At 60.6% G+C, this 22,242-nt stretch carries 16 protein-coding genes and 2 pseudogenes; 6 read left to right on the top strand and 12 right to left on the bottom strand.

Annotated elements, in window-relative coordinates; all coding sequences use genetic code 11:
• The first annotated feature begins 293 nt into the window (after positions 1-293).
• Positions 294-743: a response regulator transcription factor gene (locus PWP93_RS37055; protein WP_421029037.1), complete on the top strand. Its 450-nt coding sequence runs from the start codon at positions 294-296 to the stop codon at positions 741-743.
• 518 nt (positions 744-1,261) lie between these two features.
• Here the strand turns inward: PWP93_RS37055 and PWP93_RS37050 are convergent.
• The 7 genes from PWP93_RS37050 to PWP93_RS37020 all read right to left on the bottom strand — a co-directional run bounded on the left by PWP93_RS37050 (position 1,262) and on the right by PWP93_RS37020 (position 8,661).
• Positions 1,262-1,582 carry a DUF4148 domain-containing protein gene (locus PWP93_RS37050; RefSeq protein ID WP_421029038.1) on the bottom strand — a complete coding sequence of 107 codons (321 nt, stop codon included), beginning with the start codon at positions 1,580-1,582 and terminating at the stop codon, positions 1,262-1,264.
• Positions 1,583-1,686: 104 nt separating this feature from the next.
• Complete coding sequence (locus tag PWP93_RS37045) at positions 1,687-2,004, bottom strand: PepSY domain-containing protein (RefSeq protein ID WP_421029039.1); 318 nt, start codon at positions 2,002-2,004, stop codon at positions 1,687-1,689.
• A gap of 214 nt (positions 2,005-2,218) precedes the next feature.
• The gene (locus PWP93_RS37040) at positions 2,219-2,638 is read right to left on the bottom strand and encodes a sensor histidine kinase (protein WP_421029040.1); all 420 of its coding nucleotides are present in this window, start codon (positions 2,636-2,638) and stop codon (positions 2,219-2,221) included.
• 256 nt (positions 2,639-2,894) lie between these two features.
• Positions 2,895-4,147 (bottom strand): IS3 family transposase gene (locus PWP93_RS37035; protein WP_421024845.1). Its coding sequence is split into 2 segments (ribosomal slippage): positions 2,895-3,862 and positions 3,862-4,147, totalling 1,254 coding nucleotides; the frame shifts between segments, so codons are not numbered across the junction.
• 2,154 nt (positions 4,148-6,301) lie between these two features.
• Positions 6,302-7,681 carry an ATP-binding protein gene (locus PWP93_RS37030; protein WP_421029041.1) on the bottom strand — a complete coding sequence of 460 codons (1,380 nt, stop codon included), beginning with the start codon at positions 7,679-7,681 and terminating at the stop codon, positions 6,302-6,304.
• Complete coding sequence (locus PWP93_RS37025; protein ID WP_421029042.1) at positions 7,678-8,340, bottom strand: response regulator; 663 nt, start codon at positions 8,338-8,340, stop codon at positions 7,678-7,680. Before PWP93_RS37025 ends, PWP93_RS37030 begins: the two co-directional genes overlap by 4 nt.
• A gap of 24 nt (positions 8,341-8,364) precedes the next feature.
• Complete coding sequence (locus PWP93_RS37020) at positions 8,365-8,661, bottom strand: DUF4148 domain-containing protein (protein WP_421029043.1); 297 nt, start codon at positions 8,659-8,661, stop codon at positions 8,365-8,367.
• A gap of 499 nt (positions 8,662-9,160) precedes the next feature.
• Here PWP93_RS37020 and PWP93_RS37015 point away from each other — a divergent pair, with 499 nt between their 5' ends.
• The 3 genes and pseudogenes from PWP93_RS37015 to PWP93_RS37005 form a co-directional block, all read left to right on the top strand.
• Positions 9,161-9,481, top strand: coding sequence for a hypothetical protein (locus tag PWP93_RS37015; RefSeq protein ID WP_421029044.1), 321 nt, complete (start codon positions 9,161-9,163; stop codon positions 9,479-9,481).
• Between the two features lie 980 nt (positions 9,482-10,461).
• Entirely contained in the window at positions 10,462-11,610 is a 1,149-nt protein-coding gene (locus PWP93_RS37010; protein WP_421029045.1) for a porin, read from the top strand.
• A gap of 337 nt (positions 11,611-11,947) precedes the next feature.
• A pseudogene (locus tag PWP93_RS37005) lies at positions 11,948-12,190 on the top strand (poly-beta-1,6 N-acetyl-D-glucosamine synthase); the annotation flags it as partial.
• 15 nt (positions 12,191-12,205) lie between these two features.
• Here the strand turns inward: PWP93_RS37005 and petA are convergent.
• From petA to uppS, 4 genes and pseudogenes are all read right to left on the bottom strand, one after another.
• A complete protein-coding gene (gene petA / locus PWP93_RS37000; protein ID WP_421029046.1) occupies positions 12,206-12,826 on the bottom strand; it encodes a ubiquinol-cytochrome c reductase iron-sulfur subunit in 621 nt (206 codons plus the stop codon).
• Between the two features lie 75 nt (positions 12,827-12,901).
• Entirely contained in the window at positions 12,902-13,093 is a 192-nt protein-coding gene (locus PWP93_RS36995; protein ID WP_421029047.1) for a hypothetical protein, read from the bottom strand.
• Between the two features lie 51 nt (positions 13,094-13,144).
• Positions 13,145-14,593 (bottom strand): trypsin-like peptidase domain-containing protein, encoded by a 1,449-nt coding sequence (locus tag PWP93_RS36990; protein ID WP_421029048.1) that lies wholly within the window; start codon positions 14,591-14,593, stop codon positions 13,145-13,147.
• Between the two features lie 222 nt (positions 14,594-14,815).
• A pseudogene (gene uppS, locus PWP93_RS36985) lies at positions 14,816-15,555 on the bottom strand (polyprenyl diphosphate synthase).
• A 282-nt stretch (positions 15,556-15,837) separates the two neighbouring features.
• Here uppS and PWP93_RS36980 point away from each other — a divergent pair.
• The gene (locus PWP93_RS36980; RefSeq protein WP_421029049.1) at positions 15,838-16,596 is read left to right on the top strand and encodes an energy transducer TonB; all 759 of its coding nucleotides are present in this window, start codon (positions 15,838-15,840) and stop codon (positions 16,594-16,596) included.
• Between the two features lie 535 nt (positions 16,597-17,131).
• Positions 17,132-20,236 (top strand): transglycosylase domain-containing protein, encoded by a 3,105-nt coding sequence (locus tag PWP93_RS36975; RefSeq protein ID WP_421029050.1) that lies wholly within the window; start codon positions 17,132-17,134, stop codon positions 20,234-20,236.
• A gap of 983 nt (positions 20,237-21,219) precedes the next feature.
• On the opposite strand, the gene PWP93_RS36970 is transcribed toward PWP93_RS36975, so the two are convergent.
• Complete coding sequence (locus PWP93_RS36970) at positions 21,220-22,233, bottom strand: CorA family divalent cation transporter (protein WP_421029051.1); 1,014 nt, start codon at positions 22,231-22,233, stop codon at positions 21,220-21,222.
• Between the last annotated feature and the right edge of the window lie 9 nt (positions 22,234-22,242).

Genomic DNA, 22,242 nt, shown 5'->3' with positions numbered 1-22,242 from the left:
CTGCGAATGGCGCATGAAAGAAGTGCCACTGCCCCTTTGGGGGCGATGCCGGAAGTTCGCAGAGAGCGGCGACGTGCTTGTTGTGTCGCCTCGGCGCCAATCTTTCGGCTCCGGGCTGGGGCCCGCCTGCCTCGTTGTGACACATTTATCGTCGCAAAGGTGTCACTTTTATTGCGGACTACGAGTATCGATCCCACGAACTCGTACTTCTCGATTTTGGGAGCCCGGGGCTGGATCCGATCCGCCTTCTGCGAGGCTACCGAAGAATCGGGGGCCGTGCAGCCGTCATCGCCATGCTTCCCCACCGTCTTTTTGATAGCCCGGCAGTAGCGCTCGACGCCGGCGCCGACGACTATCTTATGAAGCCGTTTGAGTCGGAGGATCTTAGCGCGAGGGTTCGCCTGTTGCTTCGCCGATCGCCCCACGATAAGGAGCCGGTCACGATCGGCAATCTGGTTTTAAACCCGCTCGATTGTTCGGTATTGCTCGACGGACTACCCGTAGCATTAAGGTCCAGCGAATACCGGCTGCTGGCTGCGCTCATGAATGAGCCCACGCGCGTATTTACGCGTGCTGAACTGGCGACGCAAATCTATGGGCGTCCCAGGGGCGTCGCGGCCAATGCGGCCGACGTTCTGATACACCGTTTGCGGCACAAGCTTGGTGGGGAGAAGATCGTGACGGTCCGGGGCGTCGGTTACCGGATGCGCCCAGCGTCGCGCCCAGATCATTTCGCCCAGTAGGCTGGCGCCACGAGTTATCGTCGGTGTATGCGGCGTAGGGAGGAGGCAAGAGAAGGCGGTGGCGATTGAAGGAGAATGTTGCCTTCCACGGTAGGGGAGTAGGGAGGAAAATACTGGACGCGCTGCGCGCGTTCATCGGTACTGCGGTCGATCGGGGCGTGGCGCTGTCCGCAGATACCTCTGGAAATTGCGAATGCCCTGGTGGCACGTGCGCGGATGCGGTTCGCAAGCGACGGAGCCGCATGTCGCGCGGCAGTCAAATTTCATTCGGGACGCTCCGGATAGTGGCGTGTCCCCGTGGGAAGGCAAACATGAGAGCCCGGCGAGCAACTTCGGCCGGCCGTGTGCCGGAAGGCCACGAACGAGCGGAGCGAACCGCCCTGATTTCGTGCACAACGCGAGGAAAGCCGCGTCGCCGTTTCAGGCCGAGGTTACTGCAAATGCTTCGCTGCTCCGATGCTGACGGGCAGTACAGTGCTTTCCACAAGCGGCGCCTCTACCCGGTGATGTCGCTTTGGTTACTTTCCAGGATAGCCATACATCGCACGCCAGTTGTCCGTCGAAACGCGCTGACCGGACTGTGACACCCCGACAGCCATTCCGCCATAACCTGAATTTGCGCTACCTCCGTGGGCGTCCCTGGCGCTCACGCGGGCCTCGGCGGCTTGCACATCCGCTGGATAATGGACCTTGCCCGGCTTGTAACCGGCATGCTCGAACTGGACAAGTTCTGCCCGGACCTGCGCCCGGGTAACCGGACCGCCCGTCGGCTGCGCGAACGATATCGCTGGAGTAGCGATTGCGAGTAATATCGCGAGCGTCCTTGTGGTGGCGTTCATGAGCAGTACCTCCGTGGTTGTGCCTGCTTGCAGTGCGCTGGCCTCATGTGTGCCAGCAAGTGCAGTTTCTCCCCTTGAACTTAAGGGCAGGTTAACGCCCATTTTCAGATCTTTTCCCAGTCCTCAAATGTTCGTTCCACCTTGTGTTCAAGCACCGCGCATGTACATGCATCCACGCCAACCTCCTGGGTTCCCTTCTGCGTTGAGATGTCAAACGAATAGCGCAAGCCACTGCCGCCCGGCTCCTTTTCAAGTTTCTCAGCCGTGATCTTTCCAGGCTGAGCGTTCAGGACTACCGCGCGTGTCCTCGCAAGGCTTACTTGTGCTTCCTTCACACATCCGTCGACGGACATTGCATGCACAGTAACGCTCGTTGCAAGTGGGCTGACTGCCAGCGCGATCATGTTCGGCCACTTCGTCATCTGGCATTTCCACAGTGATCGTCAACATGGCCACCATAGCGATGAAATGTTAAGGCAAGCAGATGCAGGCCACGATCGGAACGCCTGTACAGCTTATTGCGGTTCGCTGAAGCGGACGGCATCGGTTCGGGTGCGGCAGCAGCTGTTTTGCTCCGATTGCTCATTCCTTGTACGTGAGTCGCGCGACGAATCTGGTGGAATAGTCGCGTGCCTGCTATTCGGCAACGGCAGGGCCGTTTTCAATCACCTCGATACCCGGACGACCACCCACGCGCGCGAGGACAAGAACGATCGTGCCGCCGCGCGGCGTAAAGCGGATCGCCTTGCCCAGCAGGTCGTTCATGAGCATGACGAGTCCCCGTGGATCGGCTGCCAGCTCGCAGCTGTCGTCCTCAGTTACGCGCGGGCGCACTGTGAGCCCCAGGTCTATGTCCCTCTCCTCGGCCAGCGGCAAGAAGTCGCTGATGACTTGCTCACTCAGGCGCCGCAGGCTCACAGTAGTTCCCGGCCGCGGCGCGTAGGCGTCTTCGCAGACGAGTCGGAGCAACTCCTGCGCGAGGTGGAGGAGTCGCTTCGGCCGCGTCTTTCCGCGTCCAATAGTCGGCGAACCGGCGCTCAGCATGTCGTTGTGCACGTGCCCTGCAGGGGTAATGCGAGCTCAGTGAGCGTCATCCGCAGTTGGGGCGCGAACTCGTCAGGGAGGGGGCGACGTGCGTGCGAAGGCGCGCCTGGACGCTGGTAGAGGGGGGCGAGCCGCCCGGATGGTGTTCTCAACTTGGTGGTCATCGAACTATCAGGGTTGGTCGGCGCGAGCGCGTTGTGCGTGCGGGTGCCCAACCGCGGAGGAAGGGTAAAGTGGACCCGTCAGTCAAGACACTTTTCTGCTTGATTTAAGCTGTAATCGCGTCCAACTGCACAGCTGCCCGGCGCTGCCCCGTCCTGCATTCCTTTCCCGGCCCTTCATCCGTGTGGCCATATTTATCGACGATCAGGGCGCCGCCACCGACACCCAGGCGATAGACCTGATCCGGAGTTGCGTATCCCAGCGACTGGTGCGGGCGTTCGGCGTTGTAGAATGCAAAATATTGTGCCAATCCCACCATCAGCTCGCCCATGTTGGCGTAGCCCTTCAGATACACATCTTCATACTTCACGTTGCGCCACAGTCGCTCCACGAAGATGTTGTCCAACGCCCGCCCGCGTCCGTCCATGCTGATCGCCACGCCCTCGCGTTTGAGCACGGCCGTGAAGGCATCGCTGGTGAACTGGGCGCCTTGATCGCTGTTGAACACATCGGGCTTGCCATGCTCGCGCAGCGCATCTTCCAGGCAGTCCACACAAAATGAGGCGTCCATGCTGTTGCTCACGCGCCAGGACAGCACCCGCCGCGAGTACCAGTCGATGACCGCGACCAGGTAGGCGAAGCCGCGTGCCAGCCGGATATACGTGAGGTCCGTGGACCACACCTGATTGGGCCGCGTTACCGCCACCCCGCGCAGCAGGTAGGGATAAACCTTGTGCTGCGGGTGGGGCTGACTCGTCGCCGGCCCCGGGGCCATGCCCGCCAGGCTCATCTCGCGCATCAGCCGTTGCACACGCTTGCGATTAACGCGCCAGCCGCGACCACGCAAAAACACCACCATGCGCCGGGAGCCGTAGAACGGGCGATGCGTGTATTCCTCGTCGATCAGCGCGCGCAGCTTCAGGTCTTCCTCGTCCTTACGGGCCTGCCGCAATGCCGCGTCCAGTCGTCGGTACACCGTGGCGCGTGGCACGGCCGCCAGTTCACACTGGCGCGTCAGCGGCAGCCGGACATCACCGTGCTCGATCCAGGCCAGGCGCTTCTCCTTGCTTACTCCCCCAACTTTTTTTTAAGCCAGTCCACTTCCATCTTCAGTCGCCCGATCTCGCCGTATAACCGGTCCTCGCTGCTGTTCTCGTCCACCGGCTTGGGGCCGCGCTTGACCTCGAACAGGGCGCCTGCCTTCTCCAGAATCTCCTTCTTCCACTGCCCGACCAGTACCGGATGCACTCCATATGTCTGCGCAATTTCGCTGACCGTCTTCACCCCGCGTACCGCCTCCAAGCCGACCTTCGCCTTGAATTCCGGCGTGTGCACCCTGCGTTTTTTTCCTTCGCTCATTCTCTGCCATCCTTTCGCGGACGACAGCTTAAACTACCGTCTCAAACTCGGGGTCCACTTTAGGGTGCCGCCAGACGCGAGGTCGCGCGCCCTCGCACGCAAAACAATAATCACGGAAGCGATGGCTGTCGTTAAGAACAAGATGAGCAGGCACGAGGCTCGCACCACGAGCCGCAGCATCAATTCTTCAAGCGCGGAGGTGGGCCGTGCGACCCGCACGCAATGGTTGGCCGGCCGCAGGCCGTCGGCACGCCAGTGCGATCCTGCATGCTCTATCGTACTGAAGTCTGCGGGGTCGCGCGGTGAAGGCGCGTTGTGCGACGAACAATGAATCGGTGCACCGTTGGTGTCTCCAATCCCGACGAGGAAATAACCGTCAGCGAAGCCTTGCGTATTTCGGTACCCGCGTTTTGCGAGGGTGCGCCAGGTTCGGCTGCAGCGACAGCACGGCGGCGCGCCGGCCACAGTCGAACACCTTGCCAGCTTCGTTAAGCGCCAGGTCAATGGTGCAGAAGCCAGCCGCCGCAGATCCGGCGCGATCCTGCAAACGTGCCGGCCTGGAACCTGGATGCGGATCGATTCCATTCGTCCGTCTTCAGCCGATACCCGCGTCGCTCACCGTGACGGCACCGATTGTGCCGGTCTTCTACTTGTATGCATTTCAACCCTAAAGCATTCAATCCTTTCAGCAGAAGGGAATGTGCGTCATGATGGATTCTGTGCGCACAGGATTCTGTGGTGGCCAGGATGGTGAACGATTGCATGGGTGCTCGATGACGTGTTTCCGTCAGGCTGGGACATTGCTCGACTTCCGGTAGGAAGTACGTTACGAATTTGCGGCGCGACGCCGTTCTGGAAGAGTCGGCAATTGGGAGCCGTTGGGCACGCGGGAAATACATGCCTTTCAGATCCATTGAGCGTATCCGCCAGGAGATTCGTCGCGGTCATGCCGCGCAGCTCTCCATGCGGGTCGCCCCCGCCGGATTGTTGCGCGAATGTGGGCTCTGAACGCTTGAGCAGTGGGCGCGCAGGACAGTCCCTGTCGTCCATCCAGCCGGGCGAGATCTTGACAGTGTATGAAGCTGAAGATGCCGATTGCTGTGTCACCGTACCATTCTGGGATTGGGATGCGTTGCTTGCGCTGCCCGCTTCGGTTGCCTTCTGGGATTGGCCACGTGCATGTGTCGTGGCTGCTAGACTAGTGGGCTGCGCGGAAACCGCTTGAATTGCCATGAAAAAATTCCCGAAAAAGTTTGCCGAAACACGGCATATAGCCTGACGGCATCGGCGTTGCGATCCTTGGATATTATTTTTTCGTTATATTCCGTAGGCTTAAGGATTGCGTAAGGATTAGCATGAATCCCGTTTCCCTTACATCTTTCTATCATGCATTCCAACATCGAATTACGATTCGCGCAATTGCCAACATCGGCTCACTGACGGGGCAGAGATGGACGTTGGAACCGAAGTGACTTTTGTTCAATGTCGAGACAGTGGGGTTGGTTGGTCAAACAGACGGTGTGCATGCCGTGCGCGCTTTCGCCGGTGGCGGCGCCGTTCGTATGGTTTGCCTGCTCAGTTTGATGGGGAATGCTAATGACTGAAGATGGTGTATCAAGCGGGGGATTCACCCGTCCCTGAAAAAGCGGCCCCGGCCTGCTGGCCGGGGCTCCTGAAAGGTGATGTCAGCCGCAGCACCGGATTCCGCTGCATATTGGCCTATCAATCACCTGCGTGAAGCGGGCAGGATCGGCGTCAAGATGACGTTCGTCATCAACTTCGCGCTAACTGTAGGGTGACAATACTTAAGTTAGCCTTAATTCATCCCTGCATTCATGCGCTCGGGTTGGTGACGTTTCTCAGCAAGAACACCGGAGGCACTGGTTGCCGCGCGTTTGAGCGCGCGAGAAGCGTCCCCGGGGCGTGAACCCGGCATCGGTAGAAGATGTCGTCTGGAGGTGCCGGGTGATAGTGGTCCTGTAGCCAGCAGCACGAGGATGAAGTCGCGCTCATGAAAAGGATTAAGTAAGGCGGGAGCCCGGGCGTTATACGGAATTTCGATGCGTCTGGATGACATGGTGTCCGTGGTCGTGCCTTGTGATGAGCTGGTAATGCGTCGCTTCCCGCGTGAACAGCTGGCCGCTGCCTGTGGGTCTAGACGGTTGCCGTACGGCTGGTTTCTTCCTTTTCCACGCCAACAAGATGGGGTTCGCCACGCGGAAAGCGCAAAGTTACCGCCAAACCGCAATTACCTTCACCGCTGCCAAGCGAAATGGGCGCGTGATGCTGTTCGGCGATGCGCCTGACAATCGACAGCCCCAGCCCGCTGCCCGACGCACTGTGCCCCTCGCCGCGGTAAAAACGCTCCCATACCCGCGTGCGGTCTTCCTCCGGAATACCGGGGCCGGTGTCGCGGACCTCAAGCACGGCGCAGCCGTCCTCGCGGCGCACGATGACATCAACGCGTGCCTCGGCTCCTGCGTAGCGGATGGCATTGTCGACGAGGTTGTTGAGCAGGATGCGAAGGCCATCGGCATTGCCCATCGTGGCGACAACGCCCGTAGCAATCAGGCCCAGGTCGATTTCACTGGCTTCTGCGTGGCGTACCCTGTCGCCGACTACGGCCCGTGCGAGCGCGCTCAGGTCTACCTCGCTAAAGACCGGGGCCGGCGACTCGGGCCCCAGTCTCGCGAGTGTCAGCAACTGCTCAGCGAGATGAGCGAGGCGTGCGGTGCCGGTGCGAATCTGCGCCGTGACCGCTTCGCGTTCACGTGGGCCTGACGCCTTTTGCAGCAGATCAGCCTGAAGTCCGAGCCCCATGATCGGCGTGCGCAGCTCGTGCGCGGCGTCGGCGATGAACTGACGCTGGGCGGTGAACGCGTGATCGAGTCGCGACAAGAGATCGTTGATGGCATCGACCAGCGGTTTGACTTCCGCCGGCATGGCCGTCGTGTCGATTGCCTGCATGTTGTCCATGTCGCGCCGTTTCAGGTTGGCCGCGATCTGGCGCAGCGGCCTCAAACCGTAGCCGATACCAAACCAGACAAAGAGGGCGAGCACCGGTACCAGCGATAGCACAGGCCAGAGCAGGGCCGTGGCGATCTCCGCCACCGCTTCCCAGCGCGCGCGGCGCGCCTGGGCAATACGGACGAGCAGGTCGCCGTTGCGCTCGACATACGTATGCCAGAGCTGCCCGTTGACTTCGATGTCCGAAAACCCCGCGTTCTGTGGCGGCGGCAAGGACGAGTCACGGTCGGTGCTGAACACGCGCGTTGAGCCCCGCCAGACCTGAAGCAGCACGGTGTGCGATTGCTCGCCCGAGAGGCGGTCCTCGTTTGCGCCCTGCATGTCCCGCAGTGCGAGGTGACCGTCGGGTTCGACCACGACGTGCTGTGCGATGCCCTTGAGCTGGTCGTTGAGTACCTCGTTCAGTTCAGATAGCGCCCCCCGGTAGGTCGCCGCGCTCGCCAGCAACCCGGTGAGCAACGCGGCAGGCAGCAACCAGATCAGCAAACGCCGGCGCAGGGATCTCAAACAATCTCTCCGATCTGGTAACCCACACCCCGAACATTGCGAATCGCCTTTGTGCCCAGCTTGCGGCGCAAGTTGTGGATATGCACCTGGATCGTGTTGCTCTCGACTTCTTCATTCCAGCCGTAGAGACGCTCTTCAAGCTGCTCCCGGGAAACGATCGTGTCCGGTTTGTGCATCAACTCGTGAAGCAGCGCGAACTCGCGCGTGGTGAGTGATATCTCTTCATCGTGCAGCCAGACCCGACGCTGGGCGGGGTCGAGCCGCAGCGGGCCTGCGTGTAACGTTGTCTGTGCGCGACCAGCCTGCCGACGATGCACGACACGCATTCGCGCGAGCAGTTCATCGAGTGCAAAGGGCTTGACGATATAGTCGTCGGCGCCGCCGTCGAGTCCTGCCACACGATCCGGAACGGCATCGCGGGCCGTCACGATGATGACGGACGTGTCGTCGTCCCGCTCCCGTAGCCGGGCGAGCAAAGTCAGCCCGTCCTGTTTCGGCAGGCCGAGATCAAGTAGCAGGAGCCCGTATGAGGTCGTACGCAAGGCGAGGGCGGCCTCGTTGCCATCCCGGGCCCAATCCACCGCGAAGCCCTCGCCCTGCAGTCCCTGCTGCAAGCCGCTGCCAATCAGTTCATCGTCTTCTACCAGAAGTATCCGCATGCTGTCGTTCTGTTCGGCTTGTCGTCAGTGGTGGCCGTATTCCGAATTCCACCTGTGATGCGAGATGGTGTTACCGGACTGCGAGGTACCGGTTGCCGTGCCACCGTAACCTGTGCCTGATTGTGCCGCCACTCGAGCCTCGGCCGCTTGAACGTCGGCAGGATATTGTGTTCTGCTCGGCGTGTAGCCGGCGTGCTCGAGCTGGATCAGTTGCCCTTCGACCTGCGCGCGGGTCAATGAATCGTTTGCGTCTTGTGCAAACGCCATGATCGGCGTGGCGACGGCAAGCAACAGGGCAAGCGCCTTGATGATGGTGTTCATGACAAGTACCTCCGTGGTTAGCCCGTCGGGGCATGCTGGCCTTCGTGTTCCAGCAATTGCAGTTTGAAACGCCAGACTTAAGACACGGTTAACGGGATGCTTGTCGTGAATTCGTGAATATTGGAAGGCTGGACCCGAAAGCGTGCGGGCTTGGCAATAAATGTGCCCCGATCACGAACTGGACGATAGGGGCTTTGGTCCCGTGTGCAGAGGAACGCCTGCGCGATCTCAGGCGAATCCTTAAGTTGATCTTAAGGCAACGGGCATTACATTGGGCGTCGAATCCCCGAGGCGGTTGCAGCACCTTTACATAGAAGGGGTTTGCGTCCCAGCAGCGGGTGACGGCGTGGATGATTCCTGTCGCACGGGAGGGTAGTCATGAAGGCGAATGCATTGCAGGCTGCGATGACAGCAGGCCTCTTCGCGGTCTCGACAGGAGCCCTATCCGCTGAGCCGTCCACCGTCGCGGTTCATCTGTCAGACGGGGGAAGCTAAGGGGATGTCATTGACTCTCGCGCCGTCAACGATACGGGCTGGGCCGGTCGAGTTTACGATTACGAATGAGTCTCGCGCGCTGAAGCACGATTTCATGATTTTGCCGTGGTCCGGTGCCAGCACCGCGCTGCCTTACGATCAGAAAACACAACAGGTAAAGGAAGCGCGCCTGGGTGATCTTCAAGGCGTCGAGGATCTCAATCCTCGTGAGACGGTCACTGCACGGCTCGTACTCAAACCGCGTCGTTATATTGCCTTCTGTAACGAGCCAGGACACTACCGTGACGCCATGCGAGCCACGCTGGTAGTCGACGCGGCGAAATGATGGCATCCGCGGCGGCAACATGGCGGTTGCGTTACCAGCTTGCGCTTACCTTGCAATAGGAAACCATCGCATTTTCGTGTTGACAGGTCATGCCGCTCATCTTCGCTGATCAGTGTCAAATTGTTCCAGCGATCCAGCGACTTGTTGAGTCAGCCTGCGAGATCAGACTTGAGCGACAGCGTTAGCCGTTGGGCATGATCGTAACTCGAATGCGATGGGCGGTGACCTGCTGTTCGTTTGCAATGCTCGCAGCCGGTCGATGACTGGATTGTCGTCGATAGCAGTCGCGACACAGTAGAACCTGGCGATCATATCGGGAGTTGCTGCGTGTCGCCGGTCACACGCTTGCGCGAATCTTTTCGGACCAGTTGCTGCCGGACTCGAAAGTCGCCAGTGACCTGGTCCTCGACGAGTGTCAAGATCTTTGGTCTTAAAGCAACAGTCGCCTTGTTCGCGCTTTTGCCACGGTACGATGCAGTCTTATAAAAATTCAGTCCTTCGTTAGCGATAGAATGCAAAAAGAGCTCAGCGATGACCACTTGATGCAGTAAGGATTCCAAATGGAAATGAGTAAGGCGGAACGTGCGAATTCCATGTTGTATCCAGTACAGCTGCAGCCCAGCGGTTCGGGACCGGGATCGTATGAACCGAATCGGGAACGCACAGATGCCACAAACGTCCTCTGAGTTCGCCGAAGTGCTACCCACCGATTACTGGATGCGAGCGATGTGCAACCCTTCTTTTGGCGCGTAGCGACGCGCGCGGAGTTTCGCGTTGAGCTCGATCAGAAAATGTTCTGCAAAACGACAAATTGCATGGACGGCACAACGCGGTACAGCTGATTCAGGACGGCTTGAGTGCGCCGCTTGTGCGGCTCGAGGTTCATGCAGATCTGCCTCGTGTGTTTGCTAGCCCCGCACCCGGTCGTCTCTTTACCAGCAGATATTCAAGTTTCGAATTCCAACAACAGGAGATCGGCAATGAAAAAGACGATTCTGGCCATGACAGCCATGGGTGCAATGGGATTCACGTTGACGAGTCACGCCCAGAGTTCCGTAACACTGTATGGCCTGATTGACGAGGGTTTTAACTTCACGACGAATGCGGCGGGCGACAGGGGCTATCAGATGGTGAGCGGCGATACGGCTGGCAGCCGCTGGGGCTTGAAAGGTGCGGAGGATCTCGGCGGCGGGATGAAGGCGATCTTCCAGCTCGAGAACGGTTTCGACACGAATACCGGCAGGCTGGGGCAGGGATCTCGCATGTTCGGCCGCCAGGCATATGTGGGTCTCGCTTCCGATTACTACGGCAAACTGACGATGGGGCGCCAGTATGACCCCACGATCGACATGTGGAGCGGATTCACGGCGGCGGGAAATTGGGAAGGAGATCTTGGCGCCCACCCGTACGACACCGATAACGCAGATTACGACTTCCGGATCCAGAACAGCGTCAAATACGTGACGCCGACCTACGCGGGCCTGACGGGCGAACTGCTTTACGGCTTCAGCAATCAGGCCGGAGGGTTTGCGCAGAATCGTGTCTATAGCGCAGCTGTCCAGTACCAGATGGGACCGCTCGCGGCGGCGGTTGCCTACATGAAGACGAACAACGGCGGCTCGACCTTTGGCGGTGCGATGTCGAGCAACGAAGCCGTGTTCACGGGCAGCTCGCAGCAGAACATTGATGCTGGCGTCTCGTACAAGTTTGGTGACAAGGCGACAGTCGCCTTTGCTTACTCGCACGTTGACGTGTACAACCCGACGTCGAACGCCTACTTCGTCAATCAGCCGGCAGCGGGAACCCAGAATTCCTGGAAGTTCGACAACTTCGAAGTCAACGGCCAGTACTTCTTCCAGCCCAACTTCTGGCTCGGCGCTGCGTACACATTCACGCACGCGCATATCTCGACGACCACGGGCAGTGCATCGCCGAACTGGCACCAGGTCTCGCTGATGCTCGACTACGACCTGAGCAAGCGGACGTCCCTCTATGTCCAGGGAGCGTACCAGCACGCGACGGGGAAGACCGGAACCGACTTCGACAACGCGTACATCTTCGGTTCGGCAGCGCCATCGTCAAGCTGCAATCAGATGGTCTATCGCGTTGCGATGATGCATCGTTTCTGACGCGAGCCCCCCAACGCGAACGGGAAAGACGGCCGGCACGCGGTGCCGGCGCACTTCGATGGTTGTCTGCGACCGGCTCCTGGCGTCCACGAGCGAGCGGCGTGTCGTAGCCGACGACGTCGGCGCGCCTCTTTCTTGCGGTTCTTGTTCCGCGCAGTTGCCGCGGAAAGTGCCGGATTGCGATCTGCGCAATTGACAGGTCGGCTCACCGACCGAACGGAGACGGAGTATGGAGTCGACGTGACACGTGTTCAATCTCGAGACGGACGGCACAGCCCTCAGACGTTGCGCCGTCCGGTAGCTTGACCTGCTGGACCTTGCGGACTAACAGGCTTGGATGCTGCTGGTTGCGACTTGCGTGCTGCAGATCTTCGTGGGCTGCCTGATTGACCAGCGCTACGACGAAAAGCTGCTGCTCTGTTTGCTCGATACCGTCTCGTATCCGATCGCGTTCTGGTTGATCAACATGGTGACCACGGTTGTCGCGCTGCCGTCCGACGCCTTGAGACGCCGCGGCAAGCGCGCAGTCTGGACGAGTCCAGACCGTGGTATTCAGCACGAACAGAGCGCTGGTCATTGATATTTTTCGATGTGCTCAGCTTTCTTCGTGCTCGTCGCGTCCGATGACAACGTTCGTGGGTGAGACGAACATGAAGCGTGGCACGTCGAGATTCTGTGGCGCGGGCTTGTCCTTGAAGACGCGTACAGCGAGGTCGTACGTGGAGCCATGGCAAGGGCAGAGAAAGCCGCCAGGCCAATCATCTGGAAGATTCGCTTGCGCGCCGGCCTGGAAGCGGGGAATTGGCGTGCAGCCCAGATGCGTGCACACGCCGACCGCCACGAGAAAATTACGGTGTTCCGGGCGCGAGCGGTACTGGTTGCGGCAATAGGCTGGCAGCGGCATGGAGAACGGATGCTCAGTGTATGGATCGGCAACCATCGGATTCGCTTTCACCACGGCGGCAAGCATTTCCGGCATGCGATTGACGATGAAGACCGGCTTGCCGCGCCACGCGACGGTCATCATCGAGCCGGGCATGAGATTCGTGAGGTCCGCATGCACGGGTGCGCCGGCGGCCCTGGCGCTCGCGGGCGGCGCAAAGGAGTCGATGAAGGGAATGAGCGTCGCGACGCCGGCGATGCCGCCTGCAGTCGAGGTTGCGATCAGCCAGATGCGACGTTGAGGGTCAACAGGTTCATCGAGAACGGCTTTCATCATAATCTCCGCACTTCGACTGTCGATATCGGATTCACGATGTGCAGGCTGGTTCTCGCGAGAGGTCAATTGATTTCAGACGCTGAACAATCGTACGAGCAGGCCAAAAATTTCGAGACCGATGACCAGCGCAATGATCAGCGTGGGAAGCGTGAGAACGAGCACCCAGAGGCGCCGATGGGATCCGTGCCGCTTGTCAGGCGGCGTTGGACAATCATGGCCTTTTTCTTCAGTGAAGCCCGATCGCGGCGTTGCTGCAAGTTTCATTTCGGTTTCCTTGATTGATCATGCGATGGCCTGCGTGCGCACCCATTTAGGCTACACCACGTCGATGGTCACGAACATCTGTTCACCGTTGCGCTCGACGAGTAGCGCAAGCGAATGCCCGCTGCTCTCGACCTTGTCGCGGAACTGCATTGGGCTTGATATGGGCGTGTAATTGACCATCAGGATAATATCACCGGGTTCGATGCCGGCGAATGCGGCGGGACCGACGCTCTTCTCGACGCGGACGCCGCTTTTGACTCCTGCGTCATGTTGCTCTTCGGCCATCAGACCACGCACGGTGAGTCCATCTGTTGCGATGGCATGAGCGGAAGCGGTGGATTCCTGTGCACCGTTGCCGCGCTTGCCCAGTATGATCGACGCATTGTGCGCCGCGTTGTCGCGCCAGGACACGAGCTGGACGCTCGTGCCGGGTTTGAGATCCGCCACGGTTACGGGCAATCGCGCGGAATCAGTAGCGGCACCGTCGATCTGAAGGATGACGTCACCCGAGCGTAGACCCGCCTTTGCCGTCGGGCCGCCCGGGTTGACGAAGCTGACAAGCGCGCCTTGTGCCTTGGTCAGGCCGAACGCCTGTGCGAGCGGCCCACTCACGTCCTGGACAGTGATGCCAAGCCGTCCGTGCTGGACCTCATGATGTCGCTGCAACTGCTGTTCAATCTTCATGGCCTCGTGAATCGGAATCGCAAATGCCAGCCCGTCTACGCCGCCAAGGGTGCTGATGACCGGCGTCTCAATCCCGATAACGTCACCGCCAGGATCGAGGACAGGGCTGCCGGCGTCGCCCGCGCTCTCCGTCATATCGGTTTGAATCAGGGGGATATATGAACTGCGGGGCAGTTCCCTCGCCATGTTGCTGATGATGCCAGCGGTTACGGTGTTGCTCAAACCATATGGATTGCCGATCGATGCAATCCAGTTGCCGGCCTTTTCTTCGGCCACCGTTCCAATCCTGAGTGTGGGCAGCTTCGTTGCCGGAATCTTCAGCAGCGCGATGCCACTTGCAGGATCATTCCCGAGGACCGTGGCTTTGAATTCACGTCCATCTGCGAGGGTGACCTTGATCTTCGTCGCGCCGGTGATGACCTGGGAAGCCGTGAGAACGTAGCCGCTGGAATTCACGATAAAGCCTGACCCAAGGTCCTGCGAAGGGCCTCCCGTGATGCTGGGGAAGGCGGACGAAAACTGTTCAAAGAAGCGAAAGAACGGATCGTGGTCGCTGCCCGCAGGGGGCCAGAGGCGAGGCATTTCGGGGGTGGGTTTCGGGGTCGTCGTGCTGATATTGACCACCGCCGGCCCGTTCCTGCGAACGAGTGTAGAGAAGTCCGTCACGATGACCGGTGCATGACCATGCGACTCAGGTTTGCCGTTGCCGCCCGACGCGCCGAAATAGGCTTGCGTTGACGATGGTTGTGCCACGCAGCCTGAAGAAAGCGCCGCCAGTAAGAGGGCCGCCAGCCCCCTGGGATGGGCGTATTCCATCACACCACTCCGATCCTCGGAGCTGCAGCGCGCTTTGGGCCGCTAAAAAGGGCCGGCAGGCGCCATGCTCAAAATGACAGCGTTTGCAATATAGGCGGATATCGTTAAAAGAAACTTAAAATCACATTTGCTTCGCCGTTTCGCCGGGACTGAGAATTGAGAATCTGGCAAATGTCGAAAAACTCGCGCCGCCAGTCGGGACCGCCAAGCTTCGCACCTGTGTCACGCATTCGCGCGGCCAAAGCGACGCTCCCGCGTCCGATAGGATGCCAGAGCGGCCTCGAGCGTCGCATCATCAAAGTCCGGCCAGAAGGTATCGGTGAAGTACAGTTCGGTGTAGGCCAGTTGCCACAGCAGAAAGTTGCTGATGCGCCGCTCGCGGCCGGTACGGATGAAGAGATCGGGTTCCGGCGCGTAAGCCAGTGCGAGATGTTGCGCAAAGCTGGCCTCGTCGATCAGAGCTGACCGCTCGTCGGCCGCAGTCTGCTCTAGAAGCCGCCGGATGGCCCGGAGGATGTCCCCGCGCCCCCCGAGTTCGCCGCAATCGTCAGCGTCATATGGGAGTTGTGGGCGGTTTTCGCTTCAGCGCGCTGAATGAGGGCCCGGAGGCCCGCGCCAAACATCGACAGATCACCCACGATTCGCAGCCGGATGCCGTACTCGTCGAGCCGCGCCGTCTCACGTATGAGCACCGAGGCGAAGAGGCGCATCAGAAACGATACTTCTGCGCGGCGGCGACGCCAGTTCTCCGAGCTGGATGCGAACAGCGTCAGGTAGCCAATGCCACGGTTTGAGCAGCTTTCGACAGTCGTGCGTACCGCGTCGACACCTTTCGTGTGGCCCGCCATCCGAGGCAGTTTGCGTTGCGTCGCCCACCGCCCGTTTCCATCCATGATGATGGCGATGTGCCGGGGCACGGCCCTCACATCAGGTACATGAACAGTTGAACTGACGTAGCGCATGCCAGCCCCCCAGGCGCGAACGAGCGAGTTCGTCCGCAGCCGACGAAACAAGCTCGGGATCCTTAAGATTTGCTTAACGGCTCGGAGGGGAGCCACCTCAAGGGCTTGAGCGCGTAGCGCCCATCCGACCGCCCACAAACTTGGTTTGCGGCCGCGGCGACGCATCAGGGGATCACTGGCTGGGTTTTTACGCCGTAAAGGGACTACACTGGAAGTGGCAGCAAACCGGGCACCGGTTCGCCGCGTCACCAGAGTGCACGGGCGGGCCGGCGTCAATCCGCCATGAGCACGAAATCCAGCCTGCAGCTACGACCGCCGCGCGAGCGGGGCATGGGGCGTGCGTTTGGGCTCGCGGTGTCCCTGCACGTCGTGCTACTGGCGCTTTTGTTTGCCGGCACGAGGGGCCAGCAGACTGCATCCGCCGGGCCGCACACGACCGTCTCCGGGTTGGTGACGCCTTTGCCGCTTGCTGTCCCGGTCCCGCGCATGGTCAAGCGGGACTGGGCATCACGGTTGACAGTGCCAGCCCGGCTCGTTGCTGCGAACAACCAGACGCCGCTTACGCGGCATAGCAACAAGACGGTCAAGCCCCAGCAACGACGTGGACTCGACTCGCAGATCGCGCGCGCTGGTGCGACACTCCGGGCGCCACTGACGGAGGAACTGAGCGTCGCGCAGCAGCGAAATCGGTCGGTGGACCGGGAGCGCGCAGCACGGCTCGCCGCACTCCAGGCAATCGCTGGCAGGCCGCTACCGGATAGTGGGGAGGTGGCGTCGGCGGCGTATGCTTCGCGAGTGGCACGTCGGGTGCGCGCCAACGTTCTCGCACCTTTCGATATCGAGGGCAATCCGTCAGCGGTAATCGCGGTCACGTGCACCCCCAGCGGGGCGCTGCTTAGTGTCACGGTCCAACGTTCGAGTGGAGATCCGCGGTGGGATCGTGCTGTGGTCGCCGCCGTCGAGAACTCTGATCCGATGCCGGCGGATCTCAATGGCAACACGCCGACGAGCTTTGTCATGACGTTTCGACCGAAGGGATGACCAGAGAATCAGCGACGCGCTTGAATACCTGACGCAGGTACGGCTCGGGATCGGGACCGTCGAGACGTGCTGGGCCGATCAGGCTATACATCGCGGCGGTGCGCCCGAGCGTATTGGATGAGTGGATGATACCGGAACAGATCGGTGAGCCTTTTCGGGAGATCCTGCGCGTGTTGTGACCGCGGTGGCCGCCGCGCTTTCGCGGTACCGTGGACCTGGCATCGGTGGATAGGTCAGCGCGCGGACGGGCTGGTGCAGGCGGCGCCCAGGCCACAGAGGTGCGGTGAAACCTCACGTGCGTCGCCTCCCGGGCGCCAGGCCGCCTGGCTTTTGGTGGGCGCTCTGGCGAACTCAGCCTCCCGAGATCGGGCATGGCATCATCGAGCCCGGGTCGTACCTGCCCGGTGGACCTGTTGGTCATAGCCATGCGACTGACGCCGCCATCGTGCGACATGGCCACACATGAATCAACCAGCAAGTTAGACTATCTGGGAGGTGTATTGGTCGATCTGACGCGACGTCCAGGAGAACAATCATGAATCGCCCGTCGGTCCGTTCTCCTCTTCCTGCCACCCATGCCGGTTCAGTCTGGCGGTGGATCAAGTGGGCTTTGGTCGTCGCTATGCTGGCTGCCATCGCCATCGTGGTGCGCATTGTCCAGATCGAAATCGACACCTCTAGACTGCAGGCGCACTACCTCTCAGAACTCACACGCGACATCGGCTTCGCGGTCGAGCCGGGGCAGAGCCACAGCATCCGCTTTCCCACAACGAATGGTCCGTACGATGTGCGGCTTGGCTATGCGGAGCTGCCAGCGTTCACCGACCGGCTCGAAAAGCGCGGCTTCACCGTCGCGGCGCAGGCGCGCGATTCGGCACGCATGATTTCGCTCGCCGACGAGGGACTCTTCCTCCCCTATGAGGAAAAGGACCAGGCGGGAATTGTGCTGCGCGACGCGAACGGCTCGCTGCTGTTCCGTACACGCTATCCGCAGCGCGTCTACGAAAGCTTCGAGGCTGTGCCGCCGCTGGTGCGCGATTCGCTGCTCTTCATCGAGGACAAATATCTGCTTGCCGCCGACCAGCCGAACCGCAATCCGGCCATCGACTGGGGGCGCTTTTCGCGCGCGCTCGTCGATCAGGGCTTGCGCCTCGTGAACAGGCATCAGCACACGCCGGGCGGCAGCACGCTCGCCACGCAGATCGAAAAGTTTCGCCACTCCACGGGCGGGCGCACCGCCACGCCGCCGGAAAAGCTGCGCCAGATCGCGTCGGCCTCGGTGCGCGCCTATCTGGACGGCCCGCAGACGATGCCCGCGCGCCAGCAGATCCTCGTGCACTACCTGAATTCCGTGCCGCTCTCGGCGAGGCCGGGCGTAGGCGAGATCAACGGCATCGGCGACGGCCTCGCGGCCTGGTACGGGCGCGACTTCGGCGACGTCAATCGCATCCTGCGCGAGCCCATTTCGAACTCGACGCTCGATGAGCAGGCGCTCGCGTTCCGCCAGGTGCTGTCGCTGCTGATCGCCCAGCGTGCGCCCTCGTATTTCCTGCAAAAGAACAACGACGCGCTGGCGAAGCTCACCGACAGCTATCTGCGTCTGCTCGCAAACGGCGGCGTGATCTCGCCCACGCTGCGCGACGCCGCGCTCGAGACGCAGCTCACGCTCAGCCGCTCGAAGCCCGCGCCGCGCCCGGCCGTCCCTTACGTGGAGCGCAAGGCGGTGCTCACGATGCGCACGCAGTTGATGCAGGCGCTGGGTCTCAAGACGATCTACGATATCGACCGCCTCGATCTTTCGGCGGCGTCCACCCTCGACGACGCCGTGCAGCAGGCCGTAAGCGACCGGCTCACCGATGCCGCGACCAGGGAGGGCGCGCGCGCAGCAGGCCTCGTGGGCTTCGAGATGCTGAAGCCTGCCGACGATCCCTCGAAGATCGCATACAGCTTCACGCTGTTCGAGCGCCGCGGAGGCGAGAATCTCATGCGCGTGCAGACCGACAGCGTGAACGAGCCGTTCGACATCAATTCCGGTGCGCGCCTGAATCTCGGCTCGACGGCCAAGCTGCGCACGCTCATTACGTATCTGCAGATCGTGAGCGTGCTGCACGCGAAGTACGCGAATGACGATGCGAAGACGCTGCGCGCGATGATTCCGCAGGTCGACCCGGGCGATGCGCTCACGCGCTGGGCGCTCGACTATCTCTCGACGACGCCCGACCGGTCGCTGCCTGCCATGCTCGAAGCGGCCGTGCAGCGCAAGTATTCGGCGAATCCGGGCGAGGTCTTCTACACGGGCGGCGGCGCGCAGACCTTCAATAATTTCGAATCGAGCGACAACGCGCAGATCCTCACCGTGCAGCGCGCGTTCCAGCATTCGGTGAATCTTGTGTTCGTGCGGCTCATGCGCGACATCGTCCACTACGAGATGTTCCAGGTCGCGGGGCCGCCCGCGAAATACCTCGACGATCCGGCGGTGCGCAACCACTATCTCACGCAGTTCGCCGACGCCGAAAGCCAGGTTTATATGAAGCGTTTCTACACGCGCTACCAGGGCATGAACAGCGACGAGTCGCTGCAAGTCCTGCTGCAGCATACGCGCAAGGGCCCGGCGCGGATCGCGACGGTGTTGCGCAGCGTGAACCCGAACGGCGACCAGGCGTGGTTCAACGCGCAGATGCGTGCGCAGCTCAAGAACACCCGGTTCCAGGGGCTCGACGACGAAGACCTCGCGAAGTACTACAGCAAGTACGCGATCGACAAGTTCAACCTCAACGACCGCGGCTATATCGCGGGTATCCATCCGCTCGAACTGTGGCTGCTGAACGATCGGCGCGCCCATCCCAATGCGACGCTCGATCAGGTCCAGCAACAAAGCCGCGACGCACGCCTCTATACCTACAGGTGGCTCTTCAAGACGCGCTATCACGCCACCCAGGACCGGCGCATCCGCCACATGATCGAGCTGAAGGCCTATACCGCGATCGGCAGGTCGTGGCGCGCGCTTGGCTATCCCTTTGACAACATCACGCCTTCGTATGCCTCGGCGATCGGCGCGGCGGGCGACCGGCCGTCGGCGCTCGCGTATCTGATCGGCCTCGTCTCCGACAACGGCGCAAAGCTGCCGACGCATAGCTTCGAATCGCTTGACTTCGCGCGCGGCACGCCTTACGAAACGCGCTTCCTGCATGCGACTACGCCACCGCAGCCGCTCATCTCGCCGGAGATCTCGCAGGTGGTGCGCGAGCTGCTCACATCAGTGGTGGAGGGCGGCACGGCGACGCGCCTCGCCGCTGGCATGACGCTCCCGGATGGCAAGACGCTGACGGTCTACGGCAAGACCGGCACGGGCGACCAGCGCTTCAACGTCTACGCAAAGGGCGCGCACCTGATTGAGTCGCGCAAGGTGAACCGCTGTGCGACCTTTGTGTTCGTGATCGGCGACCGCTTCTATGGCGCGATCACCGCGTGGGTGCACGAGCCGTACGCGGCACGTTACACGTTCACGAGTGCGATGGCGGTACAGTTGCTCAAGTCGATGGCGCCGGTGCTGCAGCCGTTGCTGGAGGACAAGGATGCGCCAAACGGCAAGCTCAAGGCTGGCACCGACGCGCAGGAGATAACGCAGATCGATTCGTAAAGCGTGCGCAGCGTGAGATTTCCCATGATGCAAGTCGGGCAGCTGCCTGTGACTGCGAGTGGACCCAGTTCGGTGCAGGCATATAATCCGGTTGCCAAATTATCTCAGGTGAAGCGGCACGGGGAGTAACAAAGTGCGGTGCGTGAGGCACGTTCCCGAGTGGATTATTCTGTGTGGTCGTGCGACGTCTCTGCTGCCGATGACCGTTCAGCGCAAGCCATTCTGCGCCACTGGAGTCACATTGCAAGAGATTGATCGGAGCATAGAAAAGGCGCCAGTTCTTTACTGGCTCATTGAGTTCGGCCAAAAGTTATAAAATGCCAGGAAGTAATGGCCGATCGCTCAGTTCAGAGCGATTTGGCGGACAGGTAAATATTCACGTAATCACTGAAAGCGGTACCTTCACCGCCATCGGTGGAATGGCTGTTGACCGGAAGGTATGCTTTTCTGAGTGTATGGACAACGATGAGGTCCTTCGGCGCAAGGGTCGCTGGCGACTCCCTTTCGCCTGTTCAACTGCCTCGTCGACAATTGGCGACGCAATGTCCGAATGATCCCGGGATGGCACCACGCACAGCGGCACATATCGGGTAATGACCGGATCGGCCATCGTCTACTGCGGCGGAGAGGTCAAATTCGCTTCGCTTGGCATTAGCCGACCTGAACTGGTCGCGAAGTTGCTCCTGAGCGATCTCGTCCGACGAGCAGAGTCGGCAGGCGAAAGCACCCACCTGTTTGAGACCGCCAGTGCGTTTGTGTCGTTTGATGATGTGATATGCGCTTTCGGCAGGCGAGCGGCGGATTGCGATGCGGAGCTGTCGTCTGGACGGCCAAATGACTTTTCCAGAGTTTGGCGGCAATTGCGAGGTTTGCACTTGCGGGACTTCGAAGGCTAATCCGGAACCTGATCTGATCCCGCAAGGCTTACTGGTGACGGACGCCACATGTAGCGCACGACCGAAGTGAGACTCACGATCGCAAATTCAGTCCCGTCTTCCCCGGAAAATCAGCCATGCGCTCAAACTCGTCAGGATCGACGACAGCAGAACAACGAACAGGAAGCCGTTATCCGAGTGCCGAAAGGGAAGGCCGCCTATGTTCATGCCTAGCAGGCCAGAAATCAGATTGACAGGCAAAGCGATGACCGTCACGGCAGTCAGTATCAGCACGCTCCGATTGGTATGCTCGGCAACGTTGGCTGCGATTTCCTCTTCGAGCAACTGAACACGCTCCCGAAGACTTGCCATGTCACGGGATGCCACCGAAAATTCTTCAGCAGACTGCCTCAATGACTGTACGTCCTCCTCCCGCACCCAAAGGGGCGGTCGGTTGATGAGTCGAAACAGGGCCGCTGGCTCCGGCACTAACAGGCGCCGCAGTCGCACAAGGTCGGGACGAACACCACCCAGACTCGATCGCTTTGGCAGTTTTCCGGCACGCAAGGCTATTTCGACCTCGTTGGCTGTTCGGGTCGAACTGCGCACGATGCCGAACAGGAGATCTGCCTGTCGCTGAAGAAGCCCTATCAGGAGCGCCATCGTACTAGGGAACGTGACCCCGGCCTCGACTTCGTGCGCCAATTGATCGACTGAACGCAGAGGAAGACTTCGAACGCTCAGAAGGCAGCGCGCCCCAACGCTTACCCACAGCGTTGCGACCTTGAGCGGGCCTTTTCGCTCAAAGTCATAGTCGATGTCATTGACGACGGCAATGAGGTTTTGATTGACGTGCTCGATGCGGGTCGAGCGCAAGCTTTCGCGAAGCGTATCGCCGAACCCCGGAGGCAAATTCAAAAGCCGCCTCGGCCAGCCGCTCAGGATACTCGGGACGTCAGGGAAATGCAGCCAGAGGAATCCTTTCTCGCTATCATCGTGCGTCAGCCACTCGACAGCCTCATTCACGTTGATCTTCCGGCCGACTCCGTTTGCGGAAAACAGGTAACCGCGGCTGATCGTCAGGGACTCTGCTTCTTCTACGAGTAATGGTTCGGTACTCATTCCAACTTC

Origin of the sequence: Paraburkholderia sp. A1RI-2L (assembly GCF_048957375.1) — a bacterium.
Taxonomy (GTDB): domain Bacteria; phylum Pseudomonadota; class Gammaproteobacteria; order Burkholderiales; family Burkholderiaceae; genus Paraburkholderia.
Note: the sequence above shows the minus strand (reverse complement) of the source record. Positions and strands in the feature narration are given on the sequence as shown.

Excerpts from the sequence above, each read along its gene's own strand:
- PWP93_RS37055 (WP_421029037.1), top strand. The coding sequence starts at position 294 with ATGCTTCCCCACCGTCTTTTTGATAGCCCGGCAGTAGCGCTCGACGCC.
- PWP93_RS37050 (WP_421029038.1), bottom strand. The coding sequence starts at position 1,582 with ATGAACGCCACCACAAGGACGCTCGCGATATTACTCGCAATCGCTACT.
- PWP93_RS37045 (WP_421029039.1), bottom strand. The coding sequence starts at position 2,004 with ATGACGAAGTGGCCGAACATGATCGCGCTGGCAGTCAGCCCACTTGCA.
- PWP93_RS37025 (WP_421029042.1), bottom strand. The coding sequence starts at position 8,340 with ATGCGGATACTTCTGGTAGAAGACGATGAACTGATTGGCAGCGGCTTG.
- PWP93_RS37020 (WP_421029043.1), bottom strand. The coding sequence starts at position 8,661 with ATGAACACCATCATCAAGGCGCTTGCCCTGTTGCTTGCCGTCGCCACG.
- PWP93_RS37015 (WP_421029044.1), top strand. The coding sequence starts at position 9,161 with ATGTCATTGACTCTCGCGCCGTCAACGATACGGGCTGGGCCGGTCGAG.
- PWP93_RS37010 (WP_421029045.1), top strand. The coding sequence starts at position 10,462 with ATGAAAAAGACGATTCTGGCCATGACAGCCATGGGTGCAATGGGATTC.
- petA (WP_421029046.1), bottom strand. The coding sequence starts at position 12,826 with ATGAAAGCCGTTCTCGATGAACCTGTTGACCCTCAACGTCGCATCTGG.
- PWP93_RS36995 (WP_421029047.1), bottom strand. The coding sequence starts at position 13,093 with ATGAAACTTGCAGCAACGCCGCGATCGGGCTTCACTGAAGAAAAAGGC.
- PWP93_RS36990 (WP_421029048.1), bottom strand. The coding sequence starts at position 14,593 with ATGGAATACGCCCATCCCAGGGGGCTGGCGGCCCTCTTACTGGCGGCG.
- PWP93_RS36980 (WP_421029049.1), top strand. The coding sequence starts at position 15,838 with ATGAGCACGAAATCCAGCCTGCAGCTACGACCGCCGCGCGAGCGGGGC.
- PWP93_RS36975 (WP_421029050.1), top strand. The coding sequence starts at position 17,132 with ATGAATCGCCCGTCGGTCCGTTCTCCTCTTCCTGCCACCCATGCCGGT.
- PWP93_RS36970 (WP_421029051.1), bottom strand. The coding sequence starts at position 22,233 with ATGAGTACCGAACCATTACTCGTAGAAGAAGCAGAGTCCCTGACGATC.